Raw genomic sequence first — 22846 nt, 5'->3', positions numbered from 1 at the left:
TGGCGCAAATGGTCGACATTTTCACGAAATAACTTACTTTTCTTTACAGCCCGCTGACCCCATAAGGCAGCAGCCCGTTCGGCGGGCGCAGCACATCGTTTGGTGTGATCAATAGGACTGATAAAGAAAGTGACGATAATGAACCTTTCCAAGGCGACTGCCCGCCCCGGCAAAACTCTACACCTTATTGTGGCGGCCTTGATCGTCAGTCTGATCTCGTTGTTTCCCATCACCACGCAGGCGCAATCGCTGTTTCCGGGCCTGAGCGGCTCGGGATCAAATGACGCAAGCGCAGATACCGCTTCCGAGGGCGATCAGACACCGCTGGCGGCGCTGCTTGAAGTCCTAAAGGACGAGGGTGCCCGCGCCGAATTGATCGAGGAGCTGGAGAAAACAGTCGCACCGGAAAACGATGGCGAAGGTCCCGCCAAGGACGACAGCACCACGCAGGCCGATGGCGAGGAAGGCATGTCGATTGTCGGCCAGATCGCGACAACGACCCAAGAGTTTGTTGAAGGTTCTGCCGCAACGGTGACGGCATTATGGGCTACGCTCAAGGGTGGCGTGGCCGGTGGCGAAGGCGTTCTTTCCGGGCTGAGCGGCACCGAACTGTCCGTGCTGAGGGACGCGCTTCCAAGCCTTTTGGCGGTGATTGGGATCACCTTTGCGCTTTTCTTTGCACTGCGTTATTTCGCCCGCCGGCTGTATATGCGCATGGGCGAGAGAGCTGGAAATGTTGGCATTTTCCGCTCAATCGCGCTGTTCATCCGGTCGAACCTTCTTGACGCTTTGATTGTGATCGTCGCGTGGGCTGCGGGCTATGTGATCGCGCTCTATGCTGTCGGGGAGCCGGGGGAAATTGGCATCCGGCAATCGTTGTATCTGAATGCCTTCCTGCTGGTGGAAATGACCAAGGTCGTGATCCGCGCGTTTCTTTCCCCCGTTGCATCCGGCTTGCGTATTGTTCCGGTCAGCGACTTCGCGGCACGTGCTTTGAACCGATACCTTGGCATTATCATCAGCGTATTGGGCTATGGGCAATTGCTGATCGTGCCGATCATCAGCCAGAACGTGAATGCTGCTGCGGCCTCTGCCGTGTCTGCGCTGCTTTCGGTGATTGTACTGCTCTATCTGGTCTATGTTGTCCTGCGCCGCCGCAAAGATGTCGCCCGCTGGCTCCAGGATGAGCCGGATACGAATCTGCCTGCCAATGCGGCGGATCAAGCCCCGGCACAAGATCGCCAGAACAGCATCATCATGCGGTTCTTACGTGCGCTGGCGGGCATCTGGCACTGGGTCGTATTGGCATATATCGCCGCGATGTTCCTTGTCGTGATGACCCAACCCGCCGAAGTCACATGGGACGCCATTGTGGGATCGGGCAAAATTCTGGCGGCAATCATCATCGCCGCTCTGTTGTCGGGTGTGCTGGCGCGCGCCGTGCATCGCGGTATTTCGCTGCCTCAGGATATCAACGAAAAACTGCCGCTGCTTGAACACCGGATCAATGCCTTTGTCCCACGGGCCTTTAGTGCCTTGCGATTGATCCTGCTGATCTGTGTGCTGATGTTTGCGCTGGATGTCATCGGCATGATCGACATGAAAGCCTGGCTGGAAAGCAAATTCGGGCTGGCAGTGACAACGGCGTTGGTCTCCGTCGGTTTGATCCTGACCGTGGCCTTTGGCATTTGGTTGGCTGTCACATCCTTTGTCGATTACAAACTGAACCCCGAATACGGGGCGGTGCCGACCTCTCGCGAGACGACGCTTTGGGGGTTGATGCGCAATGCCGCGACGATTGCCCTGATTATTCTGACGCTGATGTTCGTGCTTAGCGAAATCGGTCTGGATATCGGCCCGCTGCTGGCTTCGGCTGGGGTGTTGGGCCTTGCCATCGGTTTCGGTGCGCAAAAGATGGTCCAAGACATCATCACCGGTATTTTTATTCAGTTCGAAAACGTCATCAACGTTGGCGATGTGATAACCGTTGGCCGCACCACCGGCACGGTCGAAAAGCTGTCCGTGCGGTCGGTATCGCTGCGCGATGTGCAGGGCGTGTTCCACATGATCCCGTTTTCGACGGTAGATGTGGTCAGCAATTACATGCGCGGCTTTGCCTACACGGTGACCGATATGGGCATCGCCTACCGCGAGAATATCGAAGAGGCCAAGCAAGCCATGTTCGATGCCTTCGACCGGATGACCGAAAACGAGGCTGATATCGCGGATGATATCATCAGCGAATTGGAATGGTTCGGTGTGCAATCCCTAGGCGACAGCGCAGTTGTGCTGCGAACCCGGATGAAGACCAAGCCCGGCAAGCAATGGGGTATTGGCCGGATGTTCAACGGCTATCTCAAGATGGTGTTTGACGAGCGCGGTATTGAAATTCCGTTCCCGCAGCAAACCATCTGGCTGGGCGAAAACAAGGATGGCACCACCCAGCCGTTCAAGATCGAAGGCCCGCAAAAACAGCAAACCCCACCGTCCAAGAAAACAAAGACAAAGCCGATCAAAAAGGACGATGTGCCCGACAGTGATGATGCGAATGATGCAGAGGGCGGCGCAGATCGCTAACCTTGCCCCGCAGATAGAAAAAGCCCCCCGCTTCACACCGAGGCGGGGGGCTTTTTGTTACTCGGCTGATAGCGGTTATAGCACGGCTTCGATCAGATACGGACCCTTGGTCGCGAGACCTGTTTCAATCGCAAGCTCCAACGCCTCGCAATCGGTGACCTGCGTTGCCTCGACCCCCATCGACTGCGCCATTTCGACGAATTTCAGCGTCGGTTGGTCCAGCGACAGCATATCCATCGCCTTGGGGCCAGCGTTGGTGACACCCACATTCGTCAACTCTCCGCGCAAGATTTTGTAGACACGGTTGGCGAAGATCACGATCGTCACATCCAGTTGTTCGCGCGCCAGCGTCCAAAGCGCCTGAATGGTGTACATCGCGCTGCCATCGCCAACCAAAGCCAGAACCTTGCGATCCGGGCAGGCCACCGCCGCACCGATTGAGACCGGCAAGCCATAGCCGATGGAGCCACCACAGTTGTTCAGCCAAGTGTGTCTCGGGGCACCTGCGGTGACCGGAAAAAACGCGCGACCCGTAGTAATCGCCTCGTCCACGACGATGGCGTTTTCAGGTATAACGCGGCTCAGAACCGATGCAATCCCGTCGGGGTCCAGCGGGCCGTTGGGCTTATCCGGCACAACAGATTGGGCGACTTTTGCGGGCGCTGTGTTTTGCGCATCTGCGCCCGTGCACAGAGCATCCAGCGCCCCCGCGATGTCTTGGGACGTTTGGCACAGTTCAATAATATCCGTCCCCGGTGCCGTCAGGATCGCAGGCTTGCCCGGATAGGCAAAGAACCCGATGGGTGCACGGGCACCAACAAGAACGATCCGTTTGAACGGCGCAAGCGCCTCGAGCGCCTGATCAATCGGGTATGGCACACGGTTAATGATGACCCGCCCTGCCCCGCGCTCAAGTTTGGAGTTCGCCCATTCGCAGAGCAACTTGCAGCCCGTTTTCGCGGCAATGCGCCCGGCTGTTTCCAACGTCTGTTCATCCAACGCGGCACCGCCCAGCAGCAACAGACTGTCAGGGCCGGACAACGCTGCGATGGCGATTTCCAAGGCGTCTTGGTCATAGCTGGGCCGCGGTGTCGCCGCGAGCGGCGCAGCCACTTTACCGCCGTCGTTCCACGCCGTGTCACTGGGCAGCATCAACGTGGCCACCTGCCCCGGTGCCACATTGGCCGCATGCACAGCCTTGGCCGCATCCGCGCCTACATCAGTGGCCGACAGCGACGTGTGCACCCAATGCGATACCGGCCTTGCGATGCCTTCGATATCCGAAGTCAACGGCGCGTCCAACTCGATATGGCTGACCGCATGTTCACCAACGATGTTCACCACACCGGAGCCCGCCTTTTTCGCGTTGTGCAGGTTCGACAAACCATTGGCGAGACCCGGACCAAGGTGCAGCAATGTGCAGGCGGGTTTCCCAGCCATGCGGAAATACCCGTCGGCCGCACCGGTGGCGACGTCCTCTTGCAGTACAAGGATCGACCGCATGCCCGGCACATGGTCAAGCGCCGCAACAAAGTGCATCTCGGACGTGCCGGGGTTGGTAAAACACGTATCCAGCCCGCTATCGAGCAGGGTTTTCACAAGGCTTTCGGCACCGTTCATTGGCGTATCGTCTTGGGTACTCACGTTATATTCCTTTGGCTCAGGTGTTCGCATTTTCCCAAAACGGGATGCGGAGTTCTTTTTTCAGGATTTTCCCGATGGAGCTGCGCGGCAATACCTCGCGCGCTTCGACCGCTGACAGGCGTTGGCTTTTACCCAGTTTCGCATTCGCATCGGCACAGATTTGTTCGGCAGTGCGGGTGGCCCCATCGCGCAGGACGACCAAGCCATACGGCGTCTCGCCCCAAGCGTCAGACGGCACACCGATCACGGCGGCATCGGTCACGTCAGGATCGGCCAGCAACGCCAGTTCAAGGTCATCTGCATAGATGTTCAAGCCGCCCGAAATAATCATATCTTTCTTGCGGTCTGACAGGATCAGAAACCCATCCTCGTCAAAGCGGCCCATGTCACCAGAGCGGAAAAATACCTGTCCTTGGGTATCGCGCCAGATGTAATCGGCGGTCAGATCATCGCGTCCGAAATATCCCGCCATCATGGTGGGGCCGCGGCCGCAAATCTCTCCCACCTGGCCTTGGGGCACTTCGTTACCGGCCTCGTCAATCAGGCGGATGTCATTGCCGGGGGCCAGTTGCCCAACGGTGTGCAGCTTGTCAGGATGTTCGGACGAGTTCAGCACCGTCACGCCGCCGCCCTCGGTCAGGCCATAGTATTCCAGCAGCTTGCCCGGGAACCGGGCCAACACATCAGCCTTGAGTTCGGCGCGCAAAGGGGCCGAGGTCGAAAATTTGACCTTCATGGAAGACAGATCAAAACTGTCAAAATCGGGGATATCCATGATGCGCTTGTATTGGACGGGCACCAGCATTGTGTGGGTGATCTTTTCCCGCTGCACGATCTCAAGATATCCGCGCGCGTCGAATTTCGGCATCAGATAGACGGTCGATCCGCCATAAAGCGTGGGCAGGAACGACACGATTGTGGTGTTGGAGTACAGCGGCGTCGACAGCAGCGTGCGCGCGTCATCGTCGTATCCGTTCGGCGTCACCCGTTCCATTTGCGCGGTTCGCATCGCGTGATTGTGCAGGATACCCTTGGGGGTGCCAGTGGTCCCTGACGAATAGATCAGGTTGAACGCATCCGACAAATCCAGCGCGATATCGGGATCAGTATCATCCGCCGCCTCGACCGCCGCATCATAGGCAGTAAATGCAGCATGGTCGAAATCAATCGCAAAGCGGGCGATATCCAGATCGGCCACAAAACCGTCCACCAGATCAAGGTACTGCGCTGCGACAAATATCGCCCGCGCACCGCAATCGGTCAGCATCTTTTGCAAGGCATCAGGCGACGCCATTGTCGATAGCGGTGTCACGCAGGCCCCTGCCCGCAAAATACCCATGAACAATTCCGCATAGGGGATCGAGTTCGGAGAGATGATCGCGATATTATCGCCCTTCTTGACCCCAAGCGACAGGACCAGGTTGGCGATTTTGTTGATCCGCCTATTGAACGCGCCCCATTTGACCCGCTGCCCCTCGCAAACCAGTGCCAGCTTGTCAGGGTTCGCCCGCGCGTTGGCACGCACGGCTTCTACGATATTCTTGGCTGGCATGCTGGGTGGTATGGGTGGGTTGATCGATATCATCGGTTATTCCTGAACTGGCTCCTCCGCCATCTGCGGAACAGTGTTTCGCAAATGGCCCTCGGGACCGTTGTAACGATCAGAAATAAACTTGCAAATGGATGTAACTTACGTGGCGGAATTTTTTAGCGCATCATAGGCCGCATGCTGGGACAAAAACACTTGGCCCGTCAGGTCTGCTATAAAGTGATGCTTTTGCAACCGGTCCATCACAGGGCCTTTGACCTCGGACAGGTGCAGCTTGATCCCCATATCCCGAAGGCGGGCATTGATCGCCTCAAGAGATTCCAGTGCGCTAAAGTCGATTTCATTGATGGCAGAGCACATCAGAACAACGTGTTTGATCGTCTCGTCACCCGCCAGACGATCATAGATATAATCCTCAAGGAAACGCGCATTGGCGAAATACAGGCTTTCGTCGATGCGCAGGGTCAGAATAGCCGGGTCCGTTTCAACCTTGTGGCGGTTGATATTGCGGAAGTGTTCGGTGCTTGGCACCAACCCCACCTCGGCGATATGCGGCTTGGTGGTTTTATATAGATGCAGAAATATCGACAGAACCACACCGCAGGTTACGCCCAGTTCCACACCGCTGCCCAAGGTGACCAACATCGTGGCAAGAACCGCTGCGAAATCGGCTTTGGAATAGCCCCATGCTTTTTTGAGGATGCTGAAATCAACCAAGCTTAGCACCGCAACGATGATGGTCGCCGCAAGCGTGGCCTGCGGCAGGAAAAACACGAGTGGCGTCAGCGCAAGCGCTGCAATGGCCAGCCCAACGGCGGTGAACGCCCCTGCCGCAGGGGTTTCGGCACCGGCATCAAAATTCACAACAGAACGGGAAAAACCACCCGTCACGGGAAAACCACCCGTAAACGCCGCGCCAAGGTTGGCAGTGCCCAGACCGATCAGCTCTTGGTCGGGGTCGATGCGCTGGCGCTTTTTCGCGGCCAAGGTCTGCGCAACCGAGATTGATTCAACAAAGCCGATGACCGAGATCAGGATGGCAGGCAACAACAGCGCGCCCATCAGATCGAATGAAAAGTCGGGCATGGTCAACGGCGGCAAACTTTGCGGGACAGCGCCGACAATTCGTACGCCGTGATCGGATAGACCGAACAGCCACACAACCACGGTCGTGAGAACCACCGCCGCCACAGGTCCGGCTTTGGTCGCGACATCTGCCGCCCCTGCACTGACCCCTTTGGATTTCAAAAACGGCTTGAGCCCCTTGCGAACCCAGAACAAAAACGCCGTCGCGGACACACCGATGATCAGCGTGATCCAATTCGTGCCCCCCAGATGAACAACGATGGAATGGAGCAGCTCGATCAGGTTTTCACCCGACGCGCTGATGCCTAAAATATGTTTGATTTGGCTGGCGGCAATAATGACACCTGACGCGGTGATAAACCCTGCAATAACCGGATGGGACAGGAAATTGGCCAGAAACCCCAGCTTGAACACCCCCATCGCCAGCAAAATCGCCCCCGATAGAAATGCCAAGGTCAGCGCCGCGACAGCATAGCCCATGGTGCCTTGATCCGCGATATGGCCCAAGGCCGCAGCCGTCATCAGCGAGACAACAGCAACAGGGCCAACAGCCAAGGCGCGGCTGGTGCCAAAGATCGCGTAGAGTATGATCGGCACAATCGATGCATAAAGCCCCGCCTCAGGGGGCAACCCCGCCAACAACGCATAGGCCAAAGATTGCGGGATCAGCATGATCGTCACGATCACAGCGGCCATCAGGTCATTAGACAGCGCCACTTCGTTATAGCTGCGTCCCCAGTCAAGGATCGGCAGATATCTGGTGAGTTTCTGAGACATTGTCGCGCTGGCTTTCGTTATGTGATGGCAGACCCGATAGCATCGGGCCTGTTCGGAGTGTCCCTTGACCGGGAGGCGCTCCCTTTGATCTTAGTCAACTTTGGCAGAGATCGGTTCGGGCTTGGCCAGCCATTCATGACCCTTCAGCATCCCTTGCCAATAGATGGGCGGCAACAGCCGTTCCTTTAGAAACCACGCGGCCCGGCTGGGTTTTGTCCCGTCGATGATCGCCTTGGGAAAGCTGGGCAAAAGCACGCCGCCATAGCCGAATTCGGCCAGCACGATTTTGCCGCGCTCGACCGTCAGCGGGCATGACCCATAGCCGTCATACTGGCTGGTGGCTGATTTCCCGTCCATGTCGGCGACCATATTGCTGGCGACGACCGGTGCCTGTTTGCGCGCAGCGGCCATTGTCTTGGCGTTTGGTGCGTTCATCACATCGCCCAATGCCCAGATGTTATCATAGCTTTTGTGGCGCAAGGTGGCCTGATCGACATCGACCCAGCCCGCCGCATCCGCCAAGGGCGAGACGCGGATAAAATCGGGGGCGGATTGCGGCGGACACACATGCATCATGTCGAAATCCATCTCGACCCGTTCAACAGGCGTGTCAGGTTTGGTCACCTCGAAACACGCCTTTTTCGCCGGTCCGTCAACCGCAACGAGATTGTGAAAGAAGTTCAATTTGGCGTCGTATTTCTGCACATATTCCATCAGCGCAGGCACATAATCCTTGATCCCAAACAACACACCGCCCGCGTTGTTGAATTGAATGTCGATGTCCTTTAGCACGCCACGGCGATGCCAAGCGTCGCCTGACAGGTACATCGCCTTTTGAGGGGCTCCGGCGCATTTTATCGGCATCGGCGGTTGCGTGAAAATCGCGCGGCCCGACGTCATCGTGCTGACCAGTTCCCACGTGTAGGGGGCCAGATCATAGCGGTAGTTCGAGGTAACGCCGTTTTGGCCCAGCGTCTCGTTCAGTCCTTCGATTTTGCCCCAATCCAGCTTGAGACCCGGACAGACGACCAACCGCTTATATTTCACCACGCGGCACCCATCGAGGATGACGGCGTTGTTTGCGGGCTCGAACGCGGCAACGGCGGCCTTGATCCAATGCACACCCTGCGGGATCAGGGATCCCATTGTCTTGGCCGTTTGGGAGGCATCGAAAACCCCGCCGCCCACCATGGTCCAGCCGGGTTGATAGTAATGCACGTCGGCGGGATCGATGATTGCAATCTCAAGGTCCGGTTTGCGCGCCTTCAGGCTGGCGGCAGTGGCGATACCGCCCGCACCGGCCCCCACGATCACCACTTCATATTTGACATCGCCGGTATCCGTAGGGGTTTTGTCACCATTCGCAATGCGCCGTACCACGCCAGACATGTCGTAGCCGGCGGCCTTGGTCTTGGACAGAATATCGGCCAGATCGGACTTACCTGCCTGCGACAACGACCAAAGCGTGGCCGACCGCGTACCCGAACGGCAGTAAGCCAAAACCGGCGCTGGCAACGCATCCATCGCCGCGCCAAAGGCATCAGCCTCGGTATCGACAACTTTGCCAGCGGCGACGGGAATATAGACCGCCTCAAACCCCTGTTTCTTCGCCGCCGTTTCGATCTCGGCAAAGCTGGGTTGGTCGGTGCCCTCGCCGTCGGGGCGGTTGCAGATGATGGCGCGAAAACCTTCGGCTTTCAGCTTGGCCATATCATCAGCCGTAATCTGAGGGCTTACTGAGAGGCGTTCCGTGAGTTTCTTGATTTCCACAATATTAACTCTTTCTTACAAGCCGTTAACTGGCACCTTGAGCATTGTATTTCCGTCTTTGTCCTTGGGGATATTGCCCGCACGCATATTGACCTGAAGCGATGGGATGATCAGCTTCGGCATATCCAACTGCGCGTCACGTTCGGTGCGGAAGGCGATAAATTCATCGCGGGTTTTGCCGCCGCCGACATGAATGTTGTGGGCCTTTTCCTCGCCTACTGTGGTTTCCCACTGAATATCACGACCATTGGGGCCATAATCATGGCACATGAACAGGCGCATATCGTCCGGCAGGCTCAGAACCTTTTGGATGCTGTCGTACAATTGGCCCGCGTCGCCGCCGGGGAAATCCGCCCGCGCCGATCCGCCGTCGGGCATAAACAACGTGTCCCCGACAAAGGCCGCGTTGCCCATCACATGCACCATACAGGCGGGCGTGTGGCCGGGTGTGTACATGGCAAAGCAATTCATGCCGCCGATTTGATAGGTGTCACCATCTTTGAACAATGCATCAAACTGCGATCCGTCCCGTTGGAATTCGGTGCCCTCGTTGAATACTTTGCCAAAGGTGTCCTGAACCACCATGATCTTTTCGCCAACGCCAATTTTACCACCCAGCTTTTGCTGGATATAAGGCGCTGCTGAAAGGTGGTCTGCGTGGACATGGGTCTCGATGATCCATTCCAACTGCAGCCCCTTGTTTTCGATCTCGGCGATCAGGTTGTCCGCGTGGTCATAGGTGATGCGACCCGCTGCATAATCAATGTCCATGACCGAGTCGACAATCGCACAGGCATTCGAATTGGGATCGCGCACGATATAGCTGATCGTGTTGGTTGCTGGGTCGAAATGGCCGGAAACCTCTGGGGTTACGCTCATATCTACTGGGTAGTCCGTCATGGCATCATGCTCCTCTAAGGCGGGGAAACGCGCCCAGAACATGTCTTGCACGAGGGCGCGTCTTAGGACATATTCATACTATGGAATTTTTAATTTGGGAAGTGGGTTATGGTCACAAATAGACGCGACTTCATGCTGCAAGGTGTCGCAGCCAGCGCATTGATGGGTCTGCCCGGTTTACTGCATGCCCAGATGGCAATCGGAAACATGACGTTGGATGTGGTGAGCGATGGGCATCTCACACTTCCTGGCAGTTTCATCTTTGCCCCCATGCCAAAGGACGAATTGATGCCGGTCCTGAACCGGCTTGGTCAGGAATATGAACAGCTGACACCGCCTTGTAACCTAAGCTTGCTGCGCGGGAACGGACGTGTGGTTTTGTTTGACGCGGGATCAGGGTCTGAGTTCATGCCCACCGCCGGCAAGATGCTCGACGCGCTAGACGCTCTGGGTGTTGCCCCAGAAGACATCACCGATCTGGTGTTAACCCATGGCCACCCTGACCATCTGTGGGGGGTGCTGGATGATTTCGGTGATCCACTGTTTACCAACGCGGCCCATTATATCGGACAGGCCGAATGGGATTATTGGACTGATCCAAACACCGTGAATACCATCGATAGTGGCCGTCAGGCCTTTGCTGTGGGGGCCGCTCGACGGTTGGGTATAATCGCCGAACAGATGCAGTTCTTTAACGACGGCGACGAAGTTCTGCCCGGCGTTGGTGCGCGCATGACACCCGGCCACACACCCGGCCACATGGCGTTTGAAGTCCGCGCAGATAATACAGCCGTGATGATCGTGGGTGATAGTATCGGCAATGATCACATCGCCTTGGCCCGTCCCGCGTGGAAATCCGGATCGGACCAAGATCCGGTGCTGGGCGCAAAGACACGGGTTGGTTTGATCAATGATCTGGCCGCGGCCAATATGCCCATCGTCGGGTTTCACCTTGGCCATGGCGGGCTGGGGCGGATCGAAAAAACCACTGATGGTTTCACATTCAGGACAGAGCTATGACAACGCGCGCGCTGACGGCTGTTACCCTCGCTCTTCTCGCCCTGCCCGTCTTCGCCAGCGAAGATATCGCAGATCAATACCCCGGCTCGGTTCTCTACTCCAAACCCGTGGAATTCATCCCGCATGTGTTTTCCGCGATCGGGGCCACTGCCCCGCCGACCTATGAGAATGCAGGCCACAATAATAACCTGAGCTTCATCGTGACCGGCGATGGTGTTGTGGTCATCAACAGCGGCGGCTCGTATCAACTGGCCGAGGCGCTGCATCACGAAATCAAGGCGACCACCGATCAACCGGTCAAGCTGGTGTTCAACGAAAATGGCCAAGGCCATGCCATGCTGGGCAACACCTATTGGGCTGAACAAGGCGTCAAGATCATCGCGCAAACGGACGCAGCAGAGGCGTTTGAGGATGAAGGCCCCGGATCGCTGCGCGCGGCGCAAGCCCGGTTAAAGGAACGTGCAGACGGCACCGAATTGACCCCACCCACAGAAACCTTTGACGATGAATATACCGTTGATATGGGTGATTTCCATATTGAGGCACTGCATCTTGGCCCCTCGCACAGCCCCGGCGATATTGTGATCTGGCTGCCCGAACAAAGTCTGGTCATTGCCGGTGATATGGCATTTCACGAACGCATGCTGCCGATTTTCACCGACACGTTGACCGATGAATGGCTGGAAACCTGGGATGGCCCGTTCGAAGCCTTGGGCGCGACCTATGTCATTCCCGGTCACGGACACCCCACCAACATGGCGCAGGTGCGGCGCTATACCAAAGGGTATCTTGAATATCTGCGCGGTAAAATCAGGGATCATCTGGATGCAGGTGGATCACTGGCCGACGCATATTACGTCGACCAATCGCCCTATGCCCATCTGGATACATTCGAGGAACTGGCGACTAAAAATGCGGGCCGCGTGTTCGAACAGATGGAGTTTGAATAAGCTTTAGAACCCGTCGAGCGCGTTTTGTGCGAGATCGTTCAGAAACGCCTGAACCTCTTGCATCGGCCCTTCGGGATAGGTGGGGTAGCCGATGGAAACTTGGCCATCAATGTCGGTCACGAAAACGCTGTAAGGGCAGTGGGCAATGTTCATCGGATCAAGCTCCATCACCTTGCGTGACAACACAGCCGAGCAGAACAAAAACACATCTGCGGCTGCGTAAATCTCGACATCGCTGCCGACATCGGCACCGGTGCGGTTCAGCATGTCGCCCACGTGACTAACGTGATCGATCACCAGCCCCTTGCCGATGATTGCATTTTCAACGGCAAAGGTCGCATCCTCAAAGCTGCCATCATAGGGGAACGTGATCGCCTGATCTTGGGCCGCGACGGGCACGGCAGCAAGACAAAGCAAAAGGGCACCAAAGGTTCGTTTCATCTTATGCATCCTTTCAGGGTTGGGCACGGCGGCACCGGTACAGCCCCGCCTGATACCTTACGTAATCATAGCCACGACAGCGCCCGAATACCAACAGTCAGATTATCCGCCTCTGGTAATGCAGGTCACGCAGGCTACCCTGCGCGACCTGCAATCAGGCATCATTTCTCCGAAAAGGTAGCGAGATAGGCGATGACCGCCTCGATATCCGCGTCTTTTTTCAGACCAGCAAAACCCATCTTTGTACCCTTGATGTATTTTTTTGGCCCCGCCAGAAATGCGGCAAGGGTTTCATCGGTCCAGACCAAACCTTCTTCGGCCTTTGATTTAAAGGCTTTGGAGTATTTGAAGCCATCAATATGAGCAATTGACGCACCGATCACCCCGTTCAGGATCGGGCCAGACCGGTTCTTGGCACCGTCACCGACTTGATGGCACGCCTTACACTTGCGAAATACCTTTTCCCCCGCAGCAATTAAGGCAGGATCCACAGCGGCAACTTCCGGCTCTGGTGCTGGCTGCGGCTCTGGTGCTGGCTCTTCCTGCGTTTCGGCAACGACAGGTTCCGCTGCGGCGGCAGGTTCTTCGGCTGCAGCTTCTGTTGTTTCCTCTTGCGGGGTAACATCCAGAACCAACGCCCGCATGGTAACTTCGACACTGTCTTTACAGTCGGTCATGCAGGGTTCGCCCGACCACATCGCGACCTCGCTTTCCATCCGGTCATCCAGAACGAACCCGTCCGCGTTGGGCATTTCGACGTCCAGAAACGTTTCCTTGGACAACACGAAGTCGTCTTCGATCAGGTCGTTGGAATACAGGATATAGGCCACAATCGCATAGGTTTCATCAGCCGTGAGCGTCCCTGCATCGCCATAGGGCATTGAACGCCGGATGTAGTCAAAGCTGGTGGACAGGTAGGGCCAATACGACCCGACCGTCTTCAAGGGGTCTTCGTGGTCCAGCGTATCCATACCACCTGCCAGTTTCGGCCAGTTGCCGATGCCTTCTGCGAAATCACCATGGCAGGCGGCACATTTGGCGGCGAATATTTCCTCGCCTACAATCGCGTCCCCTTGGCCTTCGGGCAGGCCCGTGCCGTCGGGAAGAACGTCCAAATTCCACGCCGCGATTTCTTCGGGTAGTGCTGCGCGGCCCAAGCCATAGGTCTGCGCAACCGCAGGCATCGCCAGTGTTGTGACAATGGCACCGACAGAGATTGATTTAAGAAACTTCGACATTTTCAGCCTCCCCATTGGGGCGGACCCACCAGGTTTGTATACAGTTATTGTGATAGATCGAATTCAGCCCGCGCACCTCGCGCAGTTGCGTTTTGGTGGGCTGGACATATCCAGTCTCATCCATCGCGCGGCTTTGCAGGAACATGTCCTCGCCGTCCCAATCAACGTCGAGGTAAAAGCGCGTCAGCGCCATTTTCTCGCCGGGTTTGGCAAGGCGCGCGGTTTCCCACGTTTTGCCGCCATCCTTGGACACGTCAACGCGGGTGATCGCGCCGCGGCCTGACCATGCAAGACCCGTGATAACCAACGGACCTTTGCCATGTTTGATCGGTGATTGCGGGCTGGGCGAGGTGACGACGGATTTCGCGTCCATCTCCCACGTCCACTTGCGGCTAATGCCGTTCGCCAGCGTGTCTGTGTATTTGCTGGTTTCTTCACGGCTCTCTACCGGGGCGTTCATCACCTCGATACGGCGGATCCACTTGACCCACATATTGCCTTCCCAACCGGGCACGACAAGACGCACAGGATAGCCATGTTCTTTGCGCAGCGCCTCGCCGTTGGCTTTGAAGGCGACCAAGACATCGTCCAGTGCTTTTTCCATCGGGATCGACCGCCCGTTCGAAGAGGCATCTGCGCCTTCGACATAGACCCACTTGCCCGCCGTTTCATAACCGGCTTCTTCCAGCAGGGTACGCAGCGGCACGCCGGTATATTCCATGTTGTGGATCATGCCGTGGGTGAACTGCGCGCCGTTCAACTGCGCACCGGCCCATTCCATGCCCGTGTTAGCGGCACATTCCAGAAAATACGTGTGGTTTTCACGGGGGAAACGCTCAAGATCGGCGTAGGTAAAGACCAGCGGGCGATCGACCAGCCCATTGATCATCAAACGGTAGTCTTCTTTTTTCAGCTCAATCGCGCCGGAATGGTGACGCTCGAACGCGCAGCCTTGGGGGGTGATCGTCCCGTCTAGCGCGTGGATCGGTGTAAAGTTAATTGAGCTGACCGTGTCAGCCGTGAGCCATTCGACATTGCGACGAACGACATCATCCTCGTATTTGATTGGCAAACCGTATGGCGTGGCATCGACCCCATCGCCAAAGGACTGCGCCCATTCTTGGGTTTCGGTGATCAGCGGATCGGGCGTCTGAGCACCCGCAGATCCGGCGGCAAATGCGCCAACCCCTGCGGTCGCGGCCCCGCGCAAGAACGCGCGGCGGTTTGGTGTCTTAGTTTCAAAGGTGTCTGACATGACAAACCCTTCCCTTTTTTTGATTGGTATCGGCGTTAGACGCCGTCGACGGTTACGCTGGTATTTTCGGCAAGCGACACGGTGCCCAATTTGCGAATATGGCTTTCCACCACATCCCAGATTGGCGGCCCTTCGGTGCCTTGGTTTACACTCGCCCAACCGGCAACCTGATAGGTCTTGGCCGGGTCGATCAGCTCGCCCGTTTTCAACAGCGTCATTTCGGTGATCCGGCTGCCTTGCGGTTTGGTCACGTCGATCCGGTAACCCAGCCCACCAGTGCGCACCATATCGCCGCCCTGTTGATAATAGGGGTTAGGGTTGAACAGGTTATCCGCCACGTCTTCCAACACGACATGCAGAAATTCACCGGTCATTTCAGTGCGGTATGCCTCGGGATAGGTCATGGAGGTGACGTTCCAGATGTCTTCGCGGGTGATGTCCTGACCGGGGAGGATCGACGGCCCCCAACGCACACCAGGGCTTAGCGCTATATCGGCCTCGCGTTCAGACAGCAGCGCATCGCAGATCAGATCGTCCCACGAGCCGTTGAAATTGCCGCGGCGGTACAGAAGCGTGTCATCGGCCGTTTTGCCGATCACCTCGCTCAGTTGTTCTGCATAGGGCGCGCGCTGTTCATCGATCAGTGTGGTGATTGCCTTGTCCGGCGTAATCACATCCGAAAAGATTGGGATCAGCTTGTGGCGAAAACCCATCATGCGGCCGTTCTGCACGTCCAAATCAACGCGGCTCACGAATTTACCGTTCGATCCCGAGGCAACGATGATCGTGTCGCCGACCAGTACAGGTTCGGGCAGCGCGTCATGGGTGTGGCCCGACAAGATCACGTCGATGCCAGTGACGGCACCAGCCATCTGCTTGTCCACGTCGAAACCGTTATGGCTAAGGCAGACAACCAACTCGGCCCCTTTGGCGCGAACTTCGTTGACCATTTCCTGCATGCGTTCATCGCGAATACCAAAGGTGTATTCGGGGAACATCCAACCGGGGTTGGCTATGGGCATATAAGGGAATGCCTGCCCGATCACAGCGACCTTGACGCCACCGGATTCAAAGAACTTGTAAGGGGGGAACAGTTCGGTCGGTTCGTCCCATTCGGCGTCAAAGATGTTCTGACCAAGTGCCGCAAAGGGCAGCCCTTCGACGATTTCATTCACCCGGTCCGACCCCAGCGTGAATTCCCAGTGGAACGTCATCGCATCAGGCTTGAGCGCGTTCATGACGTTGACCATGTCCTGCCCTTGGGTCTGGTAGCAGGTATAGCTGCCGTGCCACGTATCGCCGCCATCCAGCAGCAACGCGTCGGGGCGATCGGCACGGATCTGGTTGATCACCGTGGACACCCGATCAAGGCCGCCCATCTTGCCGTAACCTTGGGCCAGTGACGCAAAATCATTATAGGTAAGCGCATAGGCCGAATGGCTGCCGTCATCGATGCCATATAGTTTACGGAAATCGGCACCGGTGATATGGGGCACCGCGCCTTTGTTGTCCCCTACGCCAATATTGATGGACGGTTCGCGGAAATAGATCGGTTTAAGTTGCGCGTGAATGTCCGTGATGTGGATCAGACTGACGTTTCCAAAGGTATCAAACTCCAACAGCTTGTCTTGGGTCAGTGCTTGCTGTGCGGCCAGCTTGCCCCAGTTACCAAAGGACGATGCCCCGTAAAGAGCGGTTGCAGCCATGCTGGCTTGGAGGAAATCACGGCGAGAAATCATGCGACTGGCCTTAATCTTGCGCATTCACATGCGCATGTTTGAATGAGTATGGGTCGAAAAACCCCGCCCCGCGAATGCAGGACGGGGCGTTGATTATTTAGTTGCGGACAGACGGCCCTTCGACAGACAATCCGTTGCCGCGTGAACCAACATACATTTCCAGCGCCACAAACTCTGGGCTGCCGGGGTTGAATGTCTCAGCGCGTGTATCACGTACACACCCCTTGAAGCGGGCATGTGCCGAATTCAGCTTGGCGTTTTTCAGACGGTAGGTTGGAAAACCGTTGATCTGGCCTTGGCTCAGGTGATCCGCGCGGATCATGTTGCCGTAGTTATCTTCGTGGCAATTCGCACAGGACAGTTCAAGCTGACCAAAACGGGTGTAATAGATTTCCTTGCCCTGTTCCCAAGTGGACTGGGCAGGACCGTCAGTGGTAATGTTCACAGGCATGCCGCGTGACACCGACGAAATCAGGGCCGTCATGTTGACCATGTCGCCGCCCGTGTATTTCCACTTTTCGGCACCCATGCGGTTTTCACGGCAATCGTTGATCTGCATTTCCAAGGTACGCACTTCGCCAGCGGCTTCGACGTATTTTGGATATACTGGGCGCACGCCCGCCATTTCGGTGGATTCGCCGTGGCAATCTGCACAGGATTTACCCGCAGACCCATCAGCCGTGTTCCAGGCGTCTTCGGCCTTTTCGACAAAGATCATGCCAGCATTATCGAAGTCATCGCGTTCCATGTCGCGGGTTTCTGCGCCCCGAAACAACCAACCCGACATGACCTCGTCCAGCGCATCGGAAAGATGCGCAGGGGCTGCTGTGCGTGTGACGATTTCAATCTCATCATTGATGACCAGTGTATCGTCTGCTGGATCGGCCAGCGCACCTGATGCCACGATCATCGCGGTCATGCAGGCCCCTAACCCTTTGGTGAATTTATTCATTCTTATTCCTCCCGAGAATGCAGACGCTTAACCGATTGCGATGTCTTTGCTGTCTTCATAGACGTCGCCATCATCGTCATACCAAGTAAAGGTGAACGTCCCAGCCTCTGGCACTTGGGCGTCGAATTCAAGGTATGGGTTGGTCGAGATCGCTGGCTGCAATGTGAAATCCACCACATTCTGACCATTAAAATCGCAGGTAAAGCGGTTGATGATTGAACGTGGAATTGCATTGCCATCGCTGTCTTTGCGCTGGCCGGATTCCATCTTGTGGCTGATCAGCGTCTTGATGGTGATCGTGTCACCTGCTGCAGCGGATTTTGGTACTTTGACGCGGGGTTTTACACCAGATGCCATTTCATTAATTCCTTATAATACCTTAGCCGCCGCAGCCGCCGATTGTCACTTTTACCGTGCTCGATGCTTTCGCAAAGGAGCCGTCAGCCAGTTTGGCGATGGCCACCACATCTTGGGTACCCGCAAGGCGAATACGTGTGGACGCGTGCTGCGATCCGGCAAGCGGACCGAAACCAAAAGTCGCAACGCCCGGCGTTGGATTGCCCATGGCCAGAACCATAATCTCTGTCGCGCCGGGGGCGTCGACTTCGATTGGCACTGTGTTACCGTTTTCAGCAATCTCGGGCGCGGTAAGCGTCACACCCGTGTCTGCCAAATCAGCGCCGCCCGTAAAGGCAGCAATTGCGTCTTCGCCTGCGGCTGCAACAGCCAGTTTTGGCAACGCCAGCGCAGCAAATGCACCTGCGCCCATGACGATTGCACTACGTCTTGTGAATTCCATTGTCATACTCCTGAACAAACCCTTAAGCGGGCTTTTAGTCTTTGAGGGTGGCGAGATACGCCACTACATCTTCGATTTGCTGTGCCGACAAAAGCGGCCCCAGCGTGTCATCGGCGGCTTTGCCGGTATAGGCTTTGCCCGGGCGGATATAGCCTGTGTCCTTGTAAAAGGACGGCATCATCGTGCCTTCGAACATGATCTTGGCGTTCGCCACGATCCCGCGCAGCTCTGCTTCGCTCCACCGGTCGCCAGCGCCGTCAAGCGCGGGACCTATCATCCCTTGGAAAGCGATGTCCGGCAAAGCGCTGACTTCGTGGCAGGCCACGCAGTTACCCAACTTTTTGCTGCCAACAATTTTCGCACCCTCTTCAGGGTTACCCGCCACACCGGTCAACGACATTTCGACGGCCCCGTCATTATAGCTGACGGCAGTCGGTTCGATTTCGGCTGCGAATGCGCTTGTGGTGACAGCAACGGACGCCACCAAGGCGTATATTGAAACTCTCATGTGTCCTCCCAAAGACTCTTATTTGTATACCAGCGTAGACCCACCGCCATATCGACGCAACTATAAATTCGCTTTTGTGAATTTTAAATTGATTTTAAACTGGCAGCATACGGAGCGTCTTGAAGGCAGGCTAATTGTTCTGCTCGGTCATTTTGCGGGCAAGGTATTTTTGAAACGGCTCGTCGCCCTCGTACTCTTTGTCGACAACCCATTGTAACATATTAAAAGTCGTGCCTGGCCCAAATGCCCCCGGCACTGTCGCGACCGCAGCTTCGGCCGCCGTTTTGCCTTGGGGCACCTCTTGCGGCAAGAACACGAGCGTCGGGGTAAACATCATCCCCCATTTACGCACCATCTCTTTTTCGGGCAGGGATTCGCCGTCGAAATCCGTGACTTCGACATCACCGAACATGTTGATCTGCACGACAAAGAAATGCTCTTTCAGGTAGGCGTCGATATTGGGAAGGGGAAACACCTCTTGGTGCATCTTTGTACAGTAAATGCAGCCCCGCTGTTCGACCGTCAGCATCAGCCGTTTGCCTTCTTCATTGGCCTCGGCCAGATCGTCACGCAGATCCTTGAACGTGTCGCGCATCCATTCGGTTTTGTGCAGGCCATCATCACCCAGTTCGACAGCGTATGCCGACCCGGCAAGGGCCAGTGAAACAACGGTCAGGCAAGCTTTCAAAAGTTTCATTCTAGATACTCCTGTTTATTCAAGCTCATCCGATGCCGCCGAAAACCGGAAAGGTTTCAAGCATCCACTGAGCGATGTAATTCATTGAGTTCGTGGCGATCAGCACACCGAAAAGGATCAGCAAAGCGCCCATGATCTTCTCGACCGTGCCCAGATGCTGGCGAAACCGTACCATCCACCGCATGAATGGCCCGATGAACATCGCCGCAAGGACAAAGGGGGCTGTCATCCCGACGCCATAGGTGAACAACAATAGCGCGCCATTGGTCGCGGTATCTGTACCGGCGGCGGTGAACAGGATCGCCGCCAGCACCGGACCCACGCAGGGTGTCCAACCGAACGCAAAGGCAAGGCCAATCACATATGCGCCAATCAGGCTGGTGGCCTCGGTATTCCCGGCGTCAGCGCGAAACTGGCGGTATAAGAAACCGATACGGATCACCCCCAGAAAATGCAGCCCCATGGCGATGACAATCGCCGCGGCGATCCAACGCAGATAGTCGAAATATTCGCGCACAACCTGGCCAAAGCTTGATGCTGCAGCGCCCAGCCCCACGAAAATCGTGATCACGCCAGCGGCAAAAAACAGGGATGCCAGCACGGCGCGACGGCGCACCGATGCATCAACGGGACCATCTGCGGTGATCTGGTTCATCCCGACGCCGGCCAGATAACTAAGGTAGAATGGGACGATAGGCAGAATGCAGGGCGACAGAAAGGACAACAATCCAGCAAATGCCGCACCAATGAACGTAATTTCAAGCATGTTGACTGCCTTTATCTTGTGTCATGCACATATTCGCATTATGTTATGCGAAATCAATAGGTCTTTTAATGACACGCATCCGCGCAATCCTTTTTGCTTTTCTCGCCCTGATCACCTTGTCAGGACCGGCTCTGGCCGAGGTGTCCTTGGTCATGGTCGAGGAAAAAGGCTGCATCTGGTGCGCCCGTTGGGATCAGGAAATCGCGCCGATCTATCCCAAGACCCAAGCCGGTAAAATCGCTCCCCTACGTCGCATCGATATCAAGGCAGAGGTGCCATCGGATCTTAACTTTGACCGTCGTCTGATGTTCACGCCGACCTTTGTTCTGATGGTTGATGGCCATGAATTCTCGCGCATCGAAGGATATCCAGGCGAGGATTTCTTTTGGGGAGTCTTGGAAAAAATGATGTTTGATGCCAAACTAATGCAGCCACCGAACGGAAGCTAAGGCCCAGCCGCTGTGTTGGATCGCCAACGCAATTATGAATTTTGACTATTTTGCTAAGGAAACCATCCCGTGGGTCTACCCGTTTTTGACAAAAATATGTGTGCCGAAGACCTCGACAAGATGGCTTCGAACGCAGTGCAAGCCTCCAACTTTCTTAAGGCCATCAGCCATGAAGGCCGGTTGATGATCCTGTGTCATCTGGCATCGGGTGAAAAGTCCGTGACTGAACTCGAAGAGCTGCTTTCCGCCCGACAGGCAGCCGTATCCCAGCAACTTTCGCGCCTGCGGCTTGAAGGTTTGGTGATCCCGCGCAGGGACGGCAAAACCATCTATTACCGGCTTGCCGATGATCGGCCCAAGCAGATCATGGAAGTCGTCTATGATCTGTTCTGCCGCGCCGATTGATCTGACATGACCGGTATCGGCGTGCAGCTGTTAGAGCGGTTTTCCGAACCGACACTGATGGCCTGTGCCGGACTATTTGGCGGCATCCTGCTGGGCCTTGCCGCACGCCTTGGCCGTTTTTGCACTTTGGGTGCTATCGAAGATTTGTATTACGGCGCAACCTCAACCCGTTTTGCGATGTGGGGCATTGCCCTTGGTGTCGCGATGATCGGGGCATTCGGGTTATCGGCCGGCGGGCTGCTGAACATGAGCGGCACGTTATATCTATCGCTTGCGTGGAACCCGTGGGCCAGCGTCATAGGCGGGCTGGTTTTCGGCTATGGCATGGCGATCGCGGGCAATTGCGGCTATGGCGCACTGGCCCGTATGGGCTGCGGCGATCTGCGGTCCTTCATGATTGTGATTGTCATGGGCGTCTCCGCTTACGTGGCGCTTGGCGGGCCTCTTTCTGGTTTGCGGCTGATGCTGTTCCCCACGGCCGAGGCGGGCATGACACCCCCCGGTATTGCCCATCTGATCGCCCGACATCTGCCTGTCGATCTGCATCTTGTTGGCATCGTCGCGGGCAGTATTTTGATCGCCGGCACCTTACTGCACAAGGGGCTGCGCAGTAGTCCTGCGTCCATCCTGTGGGGTACGGTTGTGGGCATTGCCATCGTGTCGGGCTGGGCCGCCACCCAGTGGATCAGCGCAAACGGTTTTGACCGCAGCATCATCATCTCGCACACATTTACCGCCCCTGTCGGTGAAACGCTGCTGTATGTCATGACATCCTCTGGCAACACGATCAGCTTTGGCACCGGATCGGTTGTCGGGGTGGTTCTGGGGGCGCTGGCTGGATGCCTGATCAAGGGCCATATGCGGTGGGAAGCCTGCGAAGACCCCCGCGAATTGCGCCGCCAGATTGGCGGGGCCGTCCTGATGGGCTTTGGTGCCGTGGTGGCTGTTGGGTGCAGCGTTGGTCAGGGGCTGTCCGCCTTTTCGGTCCTGGCCTACAGCGCGCCGGTGACATTAGCCTGCATTGTTTTAGGTGCCTTGATCGGCCTGCGGCAACTGGTTGAGGGGTTTCGCCCTATTGGTTAGGTCCAGCGACCTGCGATAGCGCTCAAGCAACGTCCACTTCCGAGCACAGTTTTAACACCTCGTCGCCGTCCTCCTGTTCGATCAACAACGCGGGATCATCCTTGGTGCCATTGCGCGTGACCTCGGTGCCTTTCAAGCTGCGCGTAACGCTTTTTGAATATGTCTTTTGCACGGTCCCACTGGCCGTGCCTTGCCCCCAATTCCAAGTAACTTTGGTACCTTGCAAAATCTCTGCCATCTG

General features: G+C 56.4%; 22 protein-coding genes. 6 read left to right on the top strand and 16 right to left on the bottom strand.

The window, feature by feature from the left end:
* Positions 1 to 138: 138 nt before the first annotated feature.
* Positions 139 to 2577, top strand: coding sequence for a mechanosensitive ion channel domain-containing protein (locus BM347_RS13755; RefSeq protein ID WP_093917017.1), 2439 nt, complete (start codon positions 139 to 141; stop codon positions 2575 to 2577).
* Positions 2578 to 2652: 75 nt separating this feature from the next.
* Here BM347_RS13755 and BM347_RS13750 read toward each other — a convergent pair whose 3' ends face one another.
* From BM347_RS13750 to BM347_RS13730, 5 genes are all read right to left on the bottom strand, one after another.
* Positions 2653 to 4197: an acetolactate synthase large subunit gene (locus tag BM347_RS13750; RefSeq protein WP_175498582.1), complete on the bottom strand. Its 1545-nt coding sequence runs from the start codon at positions 4195 to 4197 to the stop codon at positions 2653 to 2655.
* A 40-nt stretch (positions 4198 to 4237) separates the two neighbouring features.
* Positions 4238 to 5806 carry a class I adenylate-forming enzyme family protein gene (locus BM347_RS13745; protein WP_093917015.1) on the bottom strand — a complete coding sequence of 523 codons (1569 nt, stop codon included), beginning with the start codon at positions 5804 to 5806 and terminating at the stop codon, positions 4238 to 4240.
* Positions 5807 to 5911: 105 nt separating this feature from the next.
* Entirely contained in the window at positions 5912 to 7633 is a 1722-nt protein-coding gene (locus BM347_RS13740) for a SulP family inorganic anion transporter (RefSeq protein WP_093917014.1), read from the bottom strand.
* 90 nt (positions 7634 to 7723) lie between these two features.
* Positions 7724 to 9403: a bifunctional protein tyrosine phosphatase family protein/NAD(P)/FAD-dependent oxidoreductase gene (locus BM347_RS13735; RefSeq protein ID WP_093917013.1), complete on the bottom strand. Its 1680-nt coding sequence runs from the start codon at positions 9401 to 9403 to the stop codon at positions 7724 to 7726.
* 15 nt (positions 9404 to 9418) lie between these two features.
* Complete coding sequence (locus BM347_RS13730; RefSeq protein ID WP_093917099.1) at positions 9419 to 10303, bottom strand: MBL fold metallo-hydrolase; 885 nt, start codon at positions 10301 to 10303, stop codon at positions 9419 to 9421.
* 108 nt (positions 10304 to 10411) lie between these two features.
* Here BM347_RS13730 and BM347_RS13725 point away from each other — a divergent pair, with 108 nt between their 5' ends.
* Both BM347_RS13725 and BM347_RS13720 read left to right on the top strand, forming a co-directional pair.
* Positions 10412 to 11323, top strand: a complete 912-nt coding sequence (locus tag BM347_RS13725) for an MBL fold metallo-hydrolase (RefSeq protein WP_093917012.1) — start codon at positions 10412 to 10414, stop codon at positions 11321 to 11323.
* Positions 11320 to 12273, top strand: a complete 954-nt coding sequence (locus tag BM347_RS13720) for an MBL fold metallo-hydrolase (protein ID WP_093917011.1) — start codon at positions 11320 to 11322, stop codon at positions 12271 to 12273. Before BM347_RS13725 ends, BM347_RS13720 begins: the two co-directional genes overlap by 4 nt.
* Before the next feature lie 3 nt (positions 12274 to 12276).
* On the opposite strand, the gene BM347_RS13715 is transcribed toward BM347_RS13720, so the two are convergent.
* The 10 genes from BM347_RS13715 to BM347_RS13670 all read right to left on the bottom strand — a co-directional run bounded on the left by BM347_RS13715 (position 12277) and on the right by BM347_RS13670 (position 20668).
* Positions 12277 to 12714 carry a DUF302 domain-containing protein gene (locus BM347_RS13715; RefSeq protein WP_093917098.1) on the bottom strand — a complete coding sequence of 146 codons (438 nt, stop codon included), beginning with the start codon at positions 12712 to 12714 and terminating at the stop codon, positions 12277 to 12279.
* Positions 12715 to 12875: 161 nt separating this feature from the next.
* Positions 12876 to 13952: a c-type cytochrome gene (locus BM347_RS13710; protein WP_093917010.1), complete on the bottom strand. Its 1077-nt coding sequence runs from the start codon at positions 13950 to 13952 to the stop codon at positions 12876 to 12878.
* Positions 13936 to 15207, bottom strand: a complete 1272-nt coding sequence (gene soxC, locus BM347_RS13705) for a sulfite dehydrogenase (protein ID WP_093917009.1) — start codon at positions 15205 to 15207, stop codon at positions 13936 to 13938. The genes BM347_RS13710 and soxC overlap by 17 nt, the downstream gene beginning before the upstream one ends.
* A gap of 35 nt (positions 15208 to 15242) precedes the next feature.
* Positions 15243 to 16946, bottom strand: a complete 1704-nt coding sequence (gene soxB, locus BM347_RS13700; RefSeq protein WP_093917097.1) for a thiosulfohydrolase SoxB — start codon at positions 16944 to 16946, stop codon at positions 15243 to 15245.
* A gap of 97 nt (positions 16947 to 17043) precedes the next feature.
* A complete protein-coding gene (gene soxA, locus BM347_RS13695; RefSeq protein WP_093917008.1) occupies positions 17044 to 17898 on the bottom strand; it encodes a sulfur oxidation c-type cytochrome SoxA in 855 nt (284 codons plus the stop codon).
* A 27-nt stretch (positions 17899 to 17925) separates the two neighbouring features.
* On the bottom strand, positions 17926 to 18255 hold the full coding sequence (gene soxZ, locus BM347_RS13690) for a thiosulfate oxidation carrier complex protein SoxZ (RefSeq protein ID WP_093917007.1): 330 nt from the start codon (positions 18253 to 18255) through the stop codon (positions 17926 to 17928).
* Positions 18256 to 18277: 22 nt separating this feature from the next.
* Positions 18278 to 18697, bottom strand: coding sequence for a thiosulfate oxidation carrier protein SoxY (gene soxY / locus BM347_RS13685; protein ID WP_093917006.1), 420 nt, complete (start codon positions 18695 to 18697; stop codon positions 18278 to 18280).
* 34 nt (positions 18698 to 18731) lie between these two features.
* On the bottom strand, positions 18732 to 19205 hold the full coding sequence (gene soxX / locus BM347_RS13680) for a sulfur oxidation c-type cytochrome SoxX (protein ID WP_093917005.1): 474 nt from the start codon (positions 19203 to 19205) through the stop codon (positions 18732 to 18734).
* Between the two features lie 130 nt (positions 19206 to 19335).
* Positions 19336 to 19902, bottom strand: coding sequence for a thioredoxin family protein (locus BM347_RS13675; protein ID WP_093917004.1), 567 nt, complete (start codon positions 19900 to 19902; stop codon positions 19336 to 19338).
* Between the two features lie 25 nt (positions 19903 to 19927).
* A complete protein-coding gene (locus BM347_RS13670) occupies positions 19928 to 20668 on the bottom strand; it encodes a cytochrome c biogenesis CcdA family protein (RefSeq protein WP_093917003.1) in 741 nt (246 codons plus the stop codon).
* Between the two features lie 68 nt (positions 20669 to 20736).
* Here BM347_RS13670 and BM347_RS13665 point away from each other — a divergent pair, with 68 nt between their 5' ends.
* The 3 genes from BM347_RS13665 (at position 20737) to BM347_RS13655 (ending at position 22605) form a co-directional block, all read left to right on the top strand.
* Positions 20737 to 21117, top strand: a complete 381-nt coding sequence (locus BM347_RS13665; protein WP_093917002.1) for a thioredoxin domain-containing protein — start codon at positions 20737 to 20739, stop codon at positions 21115 to 21117.
* 69 nt (positions 21118 to 21186) lie between these two features.
* Positions 21187 to 21522 carry an ArsR/SmtB family transcription factor gene (locus tag BM347_RS13660; protein ID WP_093917001.1) on the top strand — a complete coding sequence of 112 codons (336 nt, stop codon included), beginning with the start codon at positions 21187 to 21189 and terminating at the stop codon, positions 21520 to 21522.
* A 6-nt stretch (positions 21523 to 21528) separates the two neighbouring features.
* A complete protein-coding gene (locus BM347_RS13655) occupies positions 21529 to 22605 on the top strand; it encodes a YeeE/YedE family protein (protein ID WP_093917000.1) in 1077 nt (358 codons plus the stop codon).
* A gap of 22 nt (positions 22606 to 22627) precedes the next feature.
* On the opposite strand, the gene BM347_RS13650 is transcribed toward BM347_RS13655, so the two are convergent.
* Complete coding sequence (locus BM347_RS13650; RefSeq protein WP_093917096.1) at positions 22628 to 22843, bottom strand: hypervirulence associated TUDOR domain-containing protein; 216 nt, start codon at positions 22841 to 22843, stop codon at positions 22628 to 22630.
* Between the last annotated feature and the right edge of the window lie 3 nt (positions 22844 to 22846).

This window comes from Sulfitobacter marinus (genome assembly GCF_900116285.1).
Classification (GTDB): Bacteria; Pseudomonadota; Alphaproteobacteria; order Rhodobacterales; family Rhodobacteraceae; genus Sulfitobacter; species Sulfitobacter marinus.
Note: the sequence above shows the minus strand (reverse complement) of the source record. Positions and strands in the feature narration are given on the sequence as shown.

Excerpts from the sequence above, each read along its gene's own strand:
- BM347_RS13755 (WP_093917017.1), top strand. The coding sequence starts at position 139 with ATGAACCTTTCCAAGGCGACTGCCCGCCCCGGCAAAACTCTACACCTT.
- BM347_RS13750 (WP_175498582.1), bottom strand. The coding sequence starts at position 4,197 with ATGAACGGTGCCGAAAGCCTTGTGAAAACCCTGCTCGATAGCGGGCTG.
- BM347_RS13745 (WP_093917015.1), bottom strand. The coding sequence starts at position 5,806 with ATGATATCGATCAACCCACCCATACCACCCAGCATGCCAGCCAAGAAT.
- BM347_RS13740 (WP_093917014.1), bottom strand. The coding sequence starts at position 7,633 with ATGTCTCAGAAACTCACCAGATATCTGCCGATCCTTGACTGGGGACGC.
- BM347_RS13730 (WP_093917099.1), bottom strand. The coding sequence starts at position 10,303 with ATGACGGACTACCCAGTAGATATGAGCGTAACCCCAGAGGTTTCCGGC.
- BM347_RS13725 (WP_093917012.1), top strand. The coding sequence starts at position 10,412 with ATGGTCACAAATAGACGCGACTTCATGCTGCAAGGTGTCGCAGCCAGC.
- BM347_RS13720 (WP_093917011.1), top strand. The coding sequence starts at position 11,320 with ATGACAACGCGCGCGCTGACGGCTGTTACCCTCGCTCTTCTCGCCCTG.
- BM347_RS13715 (WP_093917098.1), bottom strand. The coding sequence starts at position 12,714 with ATGAAACGAACCTTTGGTGCCCTTTTGCTTTGTCTTGCTGCCGTGCCC.
- BM347_RS13710 (WP_093917010.1), bottom strand. The coding sequence starts at position 13,952 with ATGTCGAAGTTTCTTAAATCAATCTCTGTCGGTGCCATTGTCACAACA.
- soxC (WP_093917009.1), bottom strand. The coding sequence starts at position 15,207 with ATGTCAGACACCTTTGAAACTAAGACACCAAACCGCCGCGCGTTCTTG.
- soxB (WP_093917097.1), bottom strand. The coding sequence starts at position 16,946 with ATGATTTCTCGCCGTGATTTCCTCCAAGCCAGCATGGCTGCAACCGCT.
- soxA (WP_093917008.1), bottom strand. The coding sequence starts at position 17,898 with ATGAATAAATTCACCAAAGGGTTAGGGGCCTGCATGACCGCGATGATC.
- soxZ (WP_093917007.1), bottom strand. The coding sequence starts at position 18,255 with ATGGCATCTGGTGTAAAACCCCGCGTCAAAGTACCAAAATCCGCTGCA.
- soxY (WP_093917006.1), bottom strand. The coding sequence starts at position 18,697 with ATGGAATTCACAAGACGTAGTGCAATCGTCATGGGCGCAGGTGCATTT.
- soxX (WP_093917005.1), bottom strand. The coding sequence starts at position 19,205 with ATGAGAGTTTCAATATACGCCTTGGTGGCGTCCGTTGCTGTCACCACA.
- BM347_RS13675 (WP_093917004.1), bottom strand. The coding sequence starts at position 19,902 with ATGAAACTTTTGAAAGCTTGCCTGACCGTTGTTTCACTGGCCCTTGCC.
- BM347_RS13670 (WP_093917003.1), bottom strand. The coding sequence starts at position 20,668 with ATGCTTGAAATTACGTTCATTGGTGCGGCATTTGCTGGATTGTTGTCC.
- BM347_RS13665 (WP_093917002.1), top strand. The coding sequence starts at position 20,737 with ATGACACGCATCCGCGCAATCCTTTTTGCTTTTCTCGCCCTGATCACC.
- BM347_RS13655 (WP_093917000.1), top strand. The coding sequence starts at position 21,529 with ATGACCGGTATCGGCGTGCAGCTGTTAGAGCGGTTTTCCGAACCGACA.
- BM347_RS13650 (WP_093917096.1), bottom strand. The coding sequence starts at position 22,843 with ATGGCAGAGATTTTGCAAGGTACCAAAGTTACTTGGAATTGGGGGCAA.